This is a genomic window from Kribbella sp. NBC_01505, assembly GCF_045040285.1.
Taxonomy (GTDB): Bacteria; Actinomycetota; Actinomycetes; order Propionibacteriales; family Kribbellaceae; genus Kribbella.
The window spans coordinates 2,626,472-2,639,019 of the sequence record NZ_CP109425.1; the positions used below are offsets into that span (position 1 = coordinate 2,626,472).

At 69.0% G+C, this 12,548-nt stretch carries 13 protein-coding genes; 6 read left to right on the top strand and 7 right to left on the bottom strand.

The annotated features are described in order from the left end of the window. Positions 1 to 92 precede the first annotated feature (92 nt). Positions 93 to 1,043 carry a DUF5667 domain-containing protein gene (locus tag OG474_RS12370; RefSeq protein WP_405062398.1) on the top strand — a complete coding sequence of 317 codons (951 nt, stop codon included), beginning with the start codon at positions 93 to 95 and terminating at the stop codon, positions 1,041 to 1,043. Between the two features lie 732 nt (positions 1,044 to 1,775). On the opposite strand, the gene OG474_RS12375 is transcribed toward OG474_RS12370, so the two are convergent. The 3 genes from OG474_RS12375 to OG474_RS12385 all read right to left on the bottom strand — a co-directional run bounded on the left by OG474_RS12375 (position 1,776) and on the right by OG474_RS12385 (position 4,320). Next, positions 1,776 to 3,125 carry a 1-acyl-sn-glycerol-3-phosphate acyltransferase gene (locus tag OG474_RS12375; RefSeq protein ID WP_405062399.1) on the bottom strand — a complete coding sequence of 450 codons (1,350 nt, stop codon included), beginning with the start codon at positions 3,123 to 3,125 and terminating at the stop codon, positions 1,776 to 1,778. Next, positions 3,118 to 4,125 (bottom strand): NAD-dependent epimerase/dehydratase family protein, encoded by a 1,008-nt coding sequence (locus tag OG474_RS12380; RefSeq protein WP_405062400.1) that lies wholly within the window; start codon positions 4,123 to 4,125, stop codon positions 3,118 to 3,120. The genes OG474_RS12375 and OG474_RS12380 overlap by 8 nt, the downstream gene beginning before the upstream one ends. 93 nt (positions 4,126 to 4,218) lie before the next feature. Beyond that, on the bottom strand, positions 4,219 to 4,320 hold the full coding sequence (locus OG474_RS12385) for a 30S ribosomal protein bS22 (protein WP_008356322.1): 102 nt from the start codon (positions 4,318 to 4,320) through the stop codon (positions 4,219 to 4,221). Positions 4,321 to 4,431: 111 nt separating this feature from the next. On the opposite strand from OG474_RS12385, the gene OG474_RS12390 reads away from it, so the two are divergent. Genes OG474_RS12390 through OG474_RS12400 form a run of 3 tightly spaced genes read left to right on the top strand, consistent with a single transcriptional unit; the run spans position 4,432 to position 5,836 of the window. Further along, a complete protein-coding gene (locus tag OG474_RS12390) occupies positions 4,432 to 5,109 on the top strand; it encodes a class I SAM-dependent methyltransferase (protein ID WP_405062401.1) in 678 nt (225 codons plus the stop codon). Beyond that, entirely contained in the window at positions 5,110 to 5,322 is a 213-nt protein-coding gene (locus OG474_RS12395) for a hypothetical protein (RefSeq protein WP_405062402.1), read from the top strand. A 46-nt stretch (positions 5,323 to 5,368) separates the two neighbouring features. Beyond that, positions 5,369 to 5,836: a hypothetical protein gene (locus OG474_RS12400; protein WP_405062403.1), complete on the top strand. Its 468-nt coding sequence runs from the start codon at positions 5,369 to 5,371 to the stop codon at positions 5,834 to 5,836. Here the strand turns inward: OG474_RS12400 and OG474_RS12405 are convergent. Further along, on the bottom strand, positions 5,827 to 7,644 hold the full coding sequence (locus OG474_RS12405) for a BTAD domain-containing putative transcriptional regulator (protein ID WP_405062404.1): 1,818 nt from the start codon (positions 7,642 to 7,644) through the stop codon (positions 5,827 to 5,829). The two genes, OG474_RS12400 and OG474_RS12405, sit on opposite strands and share 10 nt — an antisense overlap. Before the next feature lie 55 nt (positions 7,645 to 7,699). Here OG474_RS12405 and OG474_RS12410 point away from each other — a divergent pair, with 55 nt between their 5' ends. Further along, entirely contained in the window at positions 7,700 to 8,560 is an 861-nt protein-coding gene (locus OG474_RS12410) for an alpha/beta fold hydrolase (RefSeq protein ID WP_405062405.1), read from the top strand. A gap of 594 nt (positions 8,561 to 9,154) precedes the next feature. Here the strand turns inward: OG474_RS12410 and OG474_RS12415 are convergent. Next, positions 9,155 to 10,393, bottom strand: a complete 1,239-nt coding sequence (locus tag OG474_RS12415) for an amidohydrolase family protein (RefSeq protein WP_405062406.1) — start codon at positions 10,391 to 10,393, stop codon at positions 9,155 to 9,157. 64 nt (positions 10,394 to 10,457) lie between these two features. Between OG474_RS12415 and OG474_RS12420 the strand changes: the two genes are divergently transcribed. Next, positions 10,458 to 10,952 carry a MarR family winged helix-turn-helix transcriptional regulator gene (locus OG474_RS12420; RefSeq protein WP_405062407.1) on the top strand — a complete coding sequence of 165 codons (495 nt, stop codon included), beginning with the start codon at positions 10,458 to 10,460 and terminating at the stop codon, positions 10,950 to 10,952. A gap of 44 nt (positions 10,953 to 10,996) precedes the next feature. Here the strand turns inward: OG474_RS12420 and OG474_RS12425 are convergent, their stop codons facing one another. Beyond that, on the bottom strand, positions 10,997 to 11,212 hold the full coding sequence (locus OG474_RS12425) for a helix-turn-helix domain-containing protein (protein ID WP_012923942.1): 216 nt from the start codon (positions 11,210 to 11,212) through the stop codon (positions 10,997 to 10,999). A gap of 136 nt (positions 11,213 to 11,348) precedes the next feature. Beyond that, positions 11,349 to 12,524 (bottom strand): acetoin utilization protein AcuC, encoded by a 1,176-nt coding sequence (locus OG474_RS12430; RefSeq protein WP_405062408.1) that lies wholly within the window; start codon positions 12,522 to 12,524, stop codon positions 11,349 to 11,351. Positions 12,525 to 12,548: the final 24 nt, after the last annotated feature.

Genomic DNA, 12,548 nt, shown 5'->3' on the forward strand with positions numbered 1-12,548 from the left:
GCGCAGTTGCACCTCGGCCGGAGTTCAGCGCCGAGCTAAGGCACCGACTGCTAGAGCAGGCGGCGGCCCGCGCGGCGACCACGACCCCGACCATGGTGCGCAGCACCCCTGACAGCTCCGACGACCCGCCGAGTGGCGAGGACGTCGACGCGTCCGTGACAGATATCCGCCATCGTCATGGCCGGCGCATCCGGCTCGTGGCCAGTACCGCCGCGCTGGTGCTTCTGGGAGGTGGCATCGGTTCGGCCGCTGCCGCTCAGCAGGCGATGCCCGGCGACACGCTGTACGGGATGAAGCGCAGTATCGAGAACGTGGCGACCAACGTGGGGATCGGCGACGACTCCCGCGGCCGGCGCGATCTCGAGCACGCCCAGACCCGGCTGTCCGAGGTCCAGGCACTCGCCGAGAACGGCGGGTCCGCGACCACCATCAACGGCACTCTCGACGACTTCTCGGCGCAGGCCCGCAAGGGCGTGTCCCGGCTGGTCGCGTCGTACCAGCAGGACAGCGACGCGAGTGCGATCACGGCAGTCACGGCGTTCATCACCAGCGCCCGCCAGGCCCTGGTCGAGCTCGGGCCGAAGCTGCCACCGGAGTCGCTGAAGTCGGCGGTCGAGGCCCTGGCCACGATCGACCAACTGGCTCAGCACACCACGACGGCCTGCCCGAAGTGCGACCAGCCGAAGGCACCGAAGAACCAGCAGGTGCCGACCACGGTCGAGGAGTCGGTGAAGCCGCCCAACGGCAAGCTGAAGACGCCGCCGGCCACCAAGCCGACGAGCGGCCCCAGCAGCAAGCCCACCACGACACCCACCAAGGTGCCGAACACGACGATCGTGGAAGAGTCCCAGACCCCGCCACCGAGCAGCCTGAAGACTCCCCCGCGCCCGTCCGGCTCCACCCCGACCGGTACGCCGTCAGGCCCGCCGACCGGACCGACCCCGAACACCCCTTCCTGGCCCTGGCCGTTCCCCAGCCTGAGCCTCCCACCGCTGATCAACCTCCCGGGCGTCCTGCAGACCCTGCTCCCGCCCTGGAAGTAACAGCACCCGCACCAAGCACCACCAGAAGCCCGGCCCCCGCGGCCGGGCTTCTGCCTTTCCCCCAACCCCGCCTCCACCGCACCCCACCAGCCGCCCCGCCCCCGCCGTACAAGCCCCGCCCCCGCGCCGCGCCGCGCCCAAAGGTGGGTCCGCTGCTCCTTGTGCACGAACCTCCACTTTGAGAACCCACCAACCATTTCCACGCCCTCCGCGTGACTGACGGGTGCACAAAGATGCGCCGCGTGCACAAAGGTGGGTCCGCTGCTCTTTGGGCGCGGAGGCCAACTTTGGGCGCGGAGGCCAACTTCGGGCGCGGACGCCAACTTTGGGAAGCCACCAACCATTTCGAGGGGCTTTCCGTGACTGGTGCGTGCACAAAGATGCGATGCGTGCACAAAGGTGGGTCCGCTGCTCTTTGGGCGCGGAGGCCAACTTTGGGCGCGGACGCCAACTTTGGGAAGCCACCAACCATTTCGAGGGGCTTTCCGTGACTGGTGCGTGCACAAAGATGCGATGCGTGCACAAAGGTGGGTCCGCTGCTCTTTGGGCGCGGAGGCCAACTTTGGGCGCGGACGCCAACTTTGGGAAGCCACCAACCATTTCCACGCCCTCCGCGTGACTGGTGGGTGCACAAAGATGCGCCGTGTGCACAAAGAGCAGCCGCCCCACCTTTGGGCGTGGGGTGGGGCGCCGGTGCGGCGGGCAGCGGGGGCGGGCGGCGGGGGGCGGGGGTTAGAAGAAGACGCTGCGGCGTTGGACTAGGAGGGTGTAGAGGGTTTGCTGGATGGTTTCGCGGACCTGGTCGGTCACGTTGAAGACCAGCATGGGGTCGTCGGCGGCGCCCTCGGGGAACTCGTCGGTGCGGATCGGTTCGCCGAACTCGATCAGCCACTTGGAGGGCAGCGGGATCAGGCCGAGCGGCCCGAGCAGCGGGAAGAACGGGGTCACCGGGACGTAGGGGACGCCCATCAGGCGGGCCAGTGAGGAGAGGTTGCCGACGAGTGGGTAGATCTCCTCGGCACCGACGATCGAGCACGGAACGATCGGTACGCCGGTCCGCATGGCGGCGCTGACGAATCCACCTCGGCCGAAGCGCTGCAGCTTGTAGCGCTCGCTGAACGGTTTGCCGAGGCCCTTGAAACCCTCGGGCCAGACGCCGACCAGATTCCCCTGGCGGAGCAGTCGCTCGGCGTCGTCGTTGTTCGCCAGCGTGGCGCCGCCCTTGCGGGACCACTCGCCGACGAACGGCGTCCGGAAGACCAGGTCGGCGGCGAGCGTGCGCAGCGGGCGGTTGGTGTGGTCCGCGACGATCAGCTGGGTGATCAGGCCGTCGAGCGGCATCGTGCCGGAGTGGTTCGCCACGATCAGCGCGCTACCGGTGTCGGGGATGTTCTCCACCCCGCGCACCTCGACCCGGAACCACTTCTCCGCGAGCGGCCGCAGCATCGGCAGCAGGATCTGGTCGGTCAGGTCGGAGTCGAAACCGAACTCGTCGACCTCGTACTCCCCCGACAACCGCCGGCGCAGGAACGCGAACCATTCGGCGACCCGTCGCTCGCCATCCGCACCGAACAGGTCGCGGACGGCCTTCTCTAGCGCGGCGAAGTCGAGACCGGCCAACCCGGCCAGCGCTCCAAGATCCGGCCCGCGCCTCTCGGTCCGCGTGCTGCTGCCCCGCGTAGAGCCGTCCTGGGAGGCGCTGCCCTGCGAGTCAGTGCCCTGGGCGGCTCTGCCCCGCGTGAAACCGTCCTGGGAGGCGCTGCCCCGCGGGTCGCTGCCCTGCGGGTCGCTGCCCTGGGAAGTCGTGCCCTGGGAAGTCCTGCCGTGGCGAGTGCTGCCTTGGCGAGTGCTGCTCTGGTCGGCGGCAGGCGTCGGCAGCTTGGTGACCGTGTCGTCGACAGCTCCGGCGTCTGTCTCCTCGACAGACTTCGCATCGGCGGTCTTCGCCTTGGTCGGCTTCTTCGGGCGGGCGTTGCCCGGCCCGGCAAGCGCGCGAGCAGCCGCGGACGGCGTCGTACGGCGGCCGCTGCCTCGGCCCGGTCGACCACCGGAACCGATCGGAATCACCTCCGCGTCAGCCACGCAACGCTCCCAGCCCGGTCGACAGCAGTGCCGCGGCCCGGCTGGCCGCGCCCGGCCCGAGCGACCGGCGGAACTCGTCGAACGCCTCGGCCGTCGTGAACTGCGGCTCGAACCCGAAGGCGCTCCGCATCCGCGTGGTGTCGACCACCCGGCCGTAGGTCAGGAAGACGATCTGGTCCGGCGAGAAGTCAGCCAGCCGCGCACGCCGTACGGCGGCCGCCGTACTCGACGCGGTGAACGTGGGCAGCCGCAGCGTCGGGCGGCCGAGCCGCCGGATCGCCTGGGACAGGGCGAGCACCCCGTCGCCGGCCAGGTTGAACGTGCCGGGCAGGTCGTTCACCGTGGCGTGGTGGATGGCCTCGATCCCGTCGTCCTCGTGCAGGAACTGCAGGCGCGCGTCGTACCCGAAGACTGTCGGCACGACGGGGAGACCGAAGTAGCGGGTGATCGGGGAGTCGGTCTTGGGGCCGATCCAGTTCGCCATCCGGAGCGTGGTCACGCAGACGTCGGGGCGGCGCCGGGCGAACCCGCGCACATATCCCTCGACCTCGACCGCGTCCTTGCTGAGACCGGTCTGAGCGATCGCCCGCGGCGCCATCTCCTCGGTGAACATGGCCGGATCGCGAGGGCCCGCGCCGTACACCGTGGTCGACGACTTCACCACCAGCTTGGCCACACCGGACGCCTTCTGACAGGCGGCGAGCAGCTGCATGGTGCCGATGACGTTGATCTCTTTCATCGACGACCGGCCGCCGGCACTGCCCGGGGTGGCCACCACGCCGGTATGGACGACGGTGTCGACGCCCTCGGCGGCAATAACTTTCGCGATCACGGGGTTGCGGATGTCGGCTCGCACGAACCGGACCCGGCCCAGCTCGGCGCGTGGCGGAACCACGTCGATGCCGAGCACCGTGCCGATCGACGGATCGTCGGCCAGCCTCCGGGCACACCGAGCACCGGCATCTCGCGAGACGCCGGTCACCATTACTACCTGTGCCACGAGAAGCCCCCAGCCAGACAGCAACAACCCCACTGACTGCCGCGTCGCCTCAACACCTGAGGCGCGACAGGCCCTGCTACTTCAAAAACGGGGCTACTTACCGAGCTTGCGGCGCTGAACCCGCGTCTTCTTCAGCAGCTTGCGGTGCTTCTTCTTCGCCATACGCTTGCGGCGCTTCTTGATTACAGAACCCACAGTTGGACCATCCAAACTCAAAGAGAACGTCGGCAAAGCTTACCCGTACGTCACCGTGTGGACCTAAAGCGGCCCTTGGGTAGGGTGGAGATCACGTCTGGGGAGGCACACATGACCACTGCCACGAGGGCTCGCTACGACGGTCTTGCCGACTGGTACGACGATCGGTTCGTGATCGGCGCGGAGCCACATCAACCCGGTCTGCTCGAGCTCCTCGGCGAGGGGTCCGGCCCCTGCCTGGACATCGGCTGCGGCACCGGACGCAACTTCGGGACCATCCGCGCCAGCGGCCGCGAGGTCGTCGGCCTCGACTACTCGGGCGACCAGCTACGCCTCGCACGGACCCGCACCGACGGCCCGCTGATGATCGGTGACGCGGCCGCACTGCCGTTCCCCGACGAGTCCTTCGACACCGTGATGGTGATGTGGATCTCCACCGACGTCGACGACTTCGGCGACGTGCTGCGCGAGGCCACCCGCGTCCTGCGGCCAGGCGGTGTCTTCATCGAGTACGGCGTGCACCCGTGCTTCAACGGACCGCATGTCGTCTACAACGACGACGACGGCAGCCGTACGGCGCACGGGTCGTACCGGCAACCCGGCTGGCACCAGCCCGCGCCGTACTGGGGCGAAGGCGGCATCCGCCAGCACATCGGCATGAGCCACGTCCCGCTCGCCGACTACCTCAACGCCTTCCTCACCACCGGCCTGACCCTCGAACGCTTCATCGAGCCCGAGGGCCCCGACGTGCCCCACTCCCTCGCCGTACGCGCCCGGAAGCCTGCCTAGATGGCCTACGCGATCTTTCTCGGCGGCCTGATCGTGGTCCTGGCCGGGCTCACCTGGTTCGCCAGGTGGGCCAAGGGGCGCGGCCACGGCTCAGGCCTCGCCGGTGCGGTCGCGGCCTACGAGGAGGCCTACCGCCCCACCTCGCACCACGCCCACCAGGAGCAGCGCGTCGCCGCGGATCGCCAAGCCGAGTCGGGCTCACCCGACGTCTAAGCTATGCAGGCTCTGGTCTGGCCTTCGGGGCGCATAGCTTGGCGGGATGATCCTCGAACCTCGCAGCGGCACACGTCCGGCGACCAGCTCGACCGGTCCGCACTCGCAGCTTGACCAGAACGCCTCACCGGAGCTGTGGGGCCGGTTGAACTATGAGGTCTTTCAGCTGCCGGGTGTGGTCGAGGGCCACAGCCAAGCATCCCTTGTGTCGTCCCGCGCGGTCCTGCTGGAAGGCCTGCTGGATGCCCACGTTCCAGACGCGAACCTGGCCGGCGGAGCGCCGCTCGAGCCGGCACACCTCCACGGCGCGACAGACACCAGCGTGCACCTGTGCCTGCCTGCACCGCGCGCCGCCGAGGTCTGTGAGCTCGGGTGGGGCGAACCACACGGGTATGCGGGTCACGACACCGAGATCATGGTCTACGGCCCCCGAACTGCAGAGGACCTCACCGTCATCCTCGGACTGATCGAGGAGTCCATCGCCTTCGCCCGTACGGCGGCCGCTCAGAGGTAGGCGTCGACCGGGCCGAGGGTGAGGAAGCCGGACTGCGCTCCGGCTTGTTCGCCCGCGGCCGAACGGAGTGCGGATCGCGCTTTGGCCAGTAGGGGTTGGTGATCTACGGCTTCGGCGGCTTGCGCGAGAAGGGCCCAGTGCGCTTCGAGGAACAGGCCTGGGGGCGGGGTCGCCGCGTGACTGAGCAGACGGGCGGCGTACGAGTATTTGCCTTGGGCAATCATCAGGTTCGGCTGGATCCATGGGGCATGGGGACCGTAGTCGGCCGTCTGCGCGATGGGGGTCTGGTGGCGGAGGGCTTGCGCCGCGAGCGCCAGCGCGAGCAGGCCGTGATCGAGACCGGGCATGGCGGTGGCGGGGTGCTGGGTCGCGGCTTGTCGGTACGCGTTGGGAGTGTCCGCACGGAGAGCGGCGTACCAACCGGTGAAGACGCGAACGAGCGGCGAGTCATGCCGGGCCGACAGCGCGTCGGCGGCGGCCGCATGGTCGTCGGCGGCGGTGTGATCGGCGATGGCGCAGGCCGACTGCAGGCGGATCAGATGACCTAGAACCTCGTACGCCGGGAGTGCGTGGCGCTCGGCGAGGGCGATCAGCTCGGCGCCGATCCGGTCGCGCTCGCGGGACTGGCCGGCCTGGCGGCAGGACTGGATGAAGACGCCGTTCAATGCGAAGGCGAGGACGGCGGGATCGTCCAGCGTGCGCGCGATCTGCTCCGCCTCGCGAGCAGCCTCCAGCGGGCGAGCCGCGCTGGACCCCCTTGATTCCAAGGCGATCGTGGCCAGCAGGCGGGCGCGCATCGTCGGGTGATCCTGGGTCGGGAGGACCCGCTCGGCGGCGCGGACGATCGCCGCGGCCTGCGCCTCGTCGTCGGATCGCGTCCAGATCGCCGGTACGTCGTACGCGCCGATCACGCGCGCGACCAGGTCCGGATCGCCGAGCTGCTCGGCCGCGGTGATCGCGGCTAGGCGGTGGCGACGTACCTCGCCGAGTTCGCCGGTGATCGCGAGACTGCGCAACAGTCCGACCGTTGACTCCAGCTGAGCTCGTGCGCCGGTGGTTCGTTGGTAGGCGGCCGCTGCAGCGGACCACACCGAGGCCGGCTCCACGACCTGGTTGAGGATGTCCGTTTCGAGCCGCGCGAGCGCCGTACCGGGGTCTATGCCCAGCTGGGCGACCAGCATGGTCCGGGCACGACGCAGTACGGCGAGGGCGTCGGCCTGGCGACCGGACTGGTAGAGGGACAGCGCCAACAGCCGCCAGCCCTCCTCACGCCACGGATGCTCGGTCACATGCGCGTCCAGGTCAGCTACCGCCGCTGCGGCCTGACCGGAAGTCAGACGGGCGTCAGCCCACCGCTCCACGGCCAGCAAGCGCAGCTCAGTCAGCCGCGCCCGCTCTGCCTGCGCCCATGGCTCATCGGCGAAGTCTGCGTACGCCGGGCCGCGCCACAGCTGGAGGGCGGCCTGGTACTCCCCCGCCTCGACCGCGTACTCAAACCGCCAGGCATCGACGCTCTCGGTCCGCAGCGCGTAGCCGGGACCGTCCGTCACCAAAAGCTTGGGCTCCGACCGCGGTGCGCGGTTCGGCTCGAGTGATCGGCGCAGTGCGGCCACAAACGTCCGTACGGCGCTCAGCGCACCGTCTGGCGGGTCTGCCCAGAGATCGTCGACCAGCCGCGTCGCAGGTACCACCCGGCCGTGCGCCACGATCAGCCGCGCCAGCACCGCCCGGTGCCGCGGTCCTTTGAGAGCAACCGGCTCCCCCGCATCATCCCAAGCCACCACCGGCCCGAGCACCCCGAACTCCACCCGCTCACCGTAACGTGCTCATCCAGCGCTCATCCGCACCCGCGACTCTGGGCGAGTGAAGATCAACGGATTCGACTACCACCAGCTCCCCGGCGTCGACGGGGTGACGCTCAACGTCGCGGTCGGCGGCACCGGTACGCCGGTGGTGCTGCTGCACGGCTTCCCGCAGACGCACCTGATGTGGCGGCACGTCGCCACGAAGATCGCTACAGAACACACCGTCATCTGCCCGGACCTCCGCGGGTACGGCGCCAGCGACAAGCCGCTCGACGGCTACGCGAAACGGACCATGGCTGCGGACGTCGTCGGAGTCGCGCAGGCTCTCGGGCACAAGACGTTCGCCCTGGTCGGCCACGACCGCGGCGCCCTGGTCGCCTTCCGCGCAGCGCTCGACCACCCGGACGTGGTCACCCACCTGCTGTCGCTCGACGTACTGCCGACCCTCGACATGTGGGAAGTCATGCACGGCACCACCGCAGCCATCGGTTTCCACCTCTACCTGATGGCGCAACCGCCCGGCCTGCCCGAACAGCTCATCGCGGGCGCCTCTGATGCGTTCTTCGGTCACTTCCTCGACATCTGGACGAAGGACTCGACTGCCATTCCCGCCGACGTCCGCACGGCGTACCTGGATGCCTCCCGAGCCGCCATCCCGTCGATCGTCGCCGACTACCGGGCCTCCGCCACCATCGATGTCACCCACGACACCGAAGACCTTGCCGCCGGCAACAAACTCCGGATGCCCGTCACCGTCGTCCAGCAGGACTGGGGCTCCGCCCTAGGCTTCGACGCCGCCGCCCGCTGGCGCGCCTGGGCCCCCGACCTCACCCACCAAACCACCACCGCCGGCCACTTCCTAGCCGAGGAATCCCCCGAAGAAGTCACCCTCGCCATCCAATCCCTCCTAACCCGCTAACCACGTGAATTCCTCCGGCCGAAATTTGAACGGATAACCCCGGAAGTCGCCCCTTCTCCCCCCTTGATACGAGGGGAGAAGGGGCAACTTGGACGGATAGCCCCGCAGATGTGCGGTTGAGTAGGGGCAGGACGCAAGTCCTCGGCCGGTTTGTGGTTGCTCACCGCGACCGGCCGATCCGAAGGACAGCGTGGCCGGTCGCCGCGGACCGCCCCCACTGATCAACCTCCGCCGCGGCTACCTCTCCACGCTCAGCCGTCGCCCGAAACGCCTCGCCGGGGTGAGTTGGTCAGTGGCGCAGGTCCGCCCGCGCCTTCTAGCTCAGCTGCCGGCCTGGCTCGCCGCTTCTTTGGTGGCCGTCTGTGGTGGTTGAGACGTGGCGCAGACCGAAAGGGCTCGGCCGGGGGCGTGGGTTTGTGGTTGCTCGCCGCGTCCGGCCGATCTGAAAGACAGCATGGTGGGCCGCCGCGGTGGCTGGGGTGGATGGCGAGGCCGGTGACCGCGTTCTCGTCGCCTGGGGTGTCGGCTTTGGCTTCGCGGCGGGTGGTGCGTTAGCCGGTGGATTTTCGTCGCGGGGTACCTCAAATCCACCGGTTAGGGGAAGAGGTGGGTGGTGGCGGTGGTCAGGGCGGCTAGGGCTTCTGGGTAGGTGGGGGTGGTTAGGTGGCCGTTGTGTTTGAGGAGCTGGCCGGCGACCAGGACTGTTTCCACGTTGCCGGGGTGGGCAGAGGTGACGACCGTCGCGACGGGATCTGTCAGGCCGCCGGCGAGGTTGGGGTCGGTGGCTCGGAGCAGGATCAGGTCGGCTTGGTTGCCGACAGCAAGGGAACCGACATCGGAGAACCCCAGGGCCTGGGCGCCGGCAATGGTGGCCAGCTGGAGGACCTCGGGGGCGGTGAAGGCGTTGTAGCCGAGGGCGAGGATCTGCCGCATGATGCTGAACATGTCGCCGGGGGCGCTGGTGACGGTGTCGATGCCCAGGCTGACGGGGACGCCCAGGGCTTTCAGGCGAGCGGCGACCGGCGGGCCCATTTCCAGGCGGGCCTCGACGGCGGGGGCGATCGAGACGGAGGCTCCGGAGTCGGCGATCAGCTTCAGCTCAGCGTCCGACAGGTTGTTGCAGTGCACGTAGAGGGTGTCTGGGCGCAGGAGACCCGCCTCGGCCAGCAGGGTGATCGGGGTTTGGGTGACCTCACTGCGGTCGATGTGGGTGACTACGGAGAGACCGAGCGAAGCAGCGAGCGCCCAGTCGGCCTCGACGACATCGAACGGCGCGTAGGCGGGGCCGGTGGATGCGAGGGCAACGGTGATCCGGTCCGAGCCGGCGGCCACCACCTGACGCAGGGCGGCCGGGTCAGCGGTTCCACCCACCAGCGGTGACGGGCCAAACCCATAGACAGCGCGGATCCCGCTGCGCGACAAAGCGTCGACGGCGGCCTCGCCGTACGAGGCCGAGCCCTGCACGTGCGAGTAGTCCTGCACCGTCGTGATGCCGCCATCCAGGCACTCCAACGCACCAATAAAGTTGCTCGCGGCAACATCCGATGGACGGTACCGCGTCCCGCGCGCCTGCATCACGTGATCGAAGTAGTACCCGAGGTCCCCCTCGTTCCCGATCCCGCGCAGCGCCGCCTGCCACACATGCCGGTGCGTGTCGACGAACCCCGGCAGCACGATCCGCCCCCGGGCGTCGATCACCTCCGCGCCTTCCGCCGACAGGCCGGGCCCGACCGCGACGATCCGCCCGTCCGAGATCAGTACGTCGGCCTCCGGCCGAACCGTCACCTCCGGAGCCGTGTCGATGACCAGGCCGCCTTGCACCAGCGTGCACATCAGAATTCCTCTCAGTAGAAAGCTTTCCATAAAGCTATCATCAAAGGCATCTAGACTGTCAACCATGACGACCGATCGGGTGGACGGGATCCTCGCGGCCTGGCAGCACGAACTACCGGCCGCGCTGCACCCGACCAGCGAGCTGAGCAAGCGTGTGATGGTGCTGGCCGACGCTCTGGACCAGGCCAGTCGCCCGGTCCTGCGGGAGCTCGGGCTGACCTCGGCCGAGTTCGACGTGATCGTCGCCCTCCGCCGGGCCGGAGCGCCGTACCGGCAGAAGCCGTCGGATCTGAGCCGGAACCTGTTCCTGTCCTCCGGCGGCACCAGCAACGTCGTCAACCAGCTGGTACGGCGGGGCTACGTCGACCGTGAGCCCGATCCGGTCGACGGCCGGGGCACTCAGATCCGGCTCACCCCGGAGGGCGTCAAAGCCGCCGAGGAGGCCGTCGTCGCCAGCTCCGCGGCCCAGCACCAGGTCTGGGCCGGGCACGCGGACGAAACGGTCCAGCAGGCGATCGCCGTACTGCGGACGCTGTCGCAGCAACAGACCAAGACATGACGAAGCGGCCGGTCCCCGAGGGGATCCGGCCGCTTCTCTCGTGGTTATCCGGCCTGAAAGAAGGCGCCCTTGAGGTAGTCGTGCACCGCGTCCTCCGACACCCGGAACGAACGACCTACCCGCACCGCGGGCAGCTCACCGGAGTGCACCAACCGGTACACCGTCATCTTGGACACGCGCATGGCCGTGGCAACCTCTGCCACGGTCAGAAACTTCACCTCTGCGAGCGGCTGCTCACCACCGGACTTCTTTGATGCCATTTGCGCACCGCACTTCCAGCACGGATCGTGCGCCGGCTTCCCCTCCGGCACCTCCGTCCGTGCATGTCACGAGGGTAGTGGCTGTTGGTGCGAATGGGAAAGAGGGGGACTCGTGTGACTCGATCCTGTGACGGAGTCAGTACGTTGGGTCGAGGCCCAGGAGCGGAAAACAGGTGTCCCGGGTCGCCTTGATGGATCGGTCCAGCCAGGTGTCCGGGTTGTAACCGGCCGACCAGTCGACGTACTCCGGGTCCCGGCCGTCCGTCATCCGCAGCGGCGCGACGCGGCCGAAGCGGATCCGCACCTCCTCGCGCCACGCCTCCGGTACGGCGGTCTGCGGGTCGATCGGCTTGCCCGCGACGATCCCCAGCAGGTGGCTCCAGGCCCGCGGCACGACGTCGATGATCGCGTAGCCCCCGCCGCCGGTGGCGACCCACTTGCCGCCGGTGACCTCGTGGGCCAGGTCGTGCAGGGCCAGGTACGCCGCGCGTTGCCCATCAACCGTCTTCGTCAGGTGCGCGAGCGGGTCCTCGACGTGAGAATCGCACCCGTGTTGCGTGACCAGGATCGTCGGCTGGAACGCGCGTACGACGTCCGGCACGACCGCGTGGAACGCCCGCAGCCAGCCGGAATCCCCGGTCCCGGGCGGCAGCGGGATGTTGACCGCCGATCCCTCCGCGTCCGGTCCGCCGGTCTCGCCGGCGCTGCCGGTCCCCGGGAAGAGCGTGGTCGGCGACTCGTGCAGGCTCACGGTGAGCACCCGCGGGTCGTTGTAGAAGACCTCCTGTACGCCGTCGCCGTGGTGCACGTCGACGTCGACGTACGCGACCCGCTCGACGCCCTGGTCGAGCAGCCACTGGATCGCGATCGCCGGGTCGTTGTAGACGCAGAAGCCGCTGGCCCGGTTGGGCATCGCGTGGTGCAGGCCGCCGGAGATGTTCGCCGCGTGCAGCACCTCACCCGACCACACCGACCGCGCCGCCTCGACGCTGGCGCCGGCGATCTGAGCGCTCGCCTCGTGCATCCCGGCGAAGTTGTAGGTGTCGTCCGAACCGAGCCCGTGCTCGAGATCCGGTACGTCGGGGTCCGCGCCGGCCCGTTTGACCGCCTCGACGTACTCGGCCGTGTGCACGGTCCGCAGCAGGTCGTCACTGGCCATCGGAGCCGGGACGACCGGCAGGTGGTCGAAGATCCCGAGCTCGCGCGCCAGCTTGATGGTCAGTTGGATCCGGATCGGACTCATCGGGTGCCCGCGGCCGAAGTCGTACCGCGTCAGCGCATCCTCATAGACCAATCTCGCCTCACCACTCATGTGTCCTCCGCTTCGCTCCGGCCC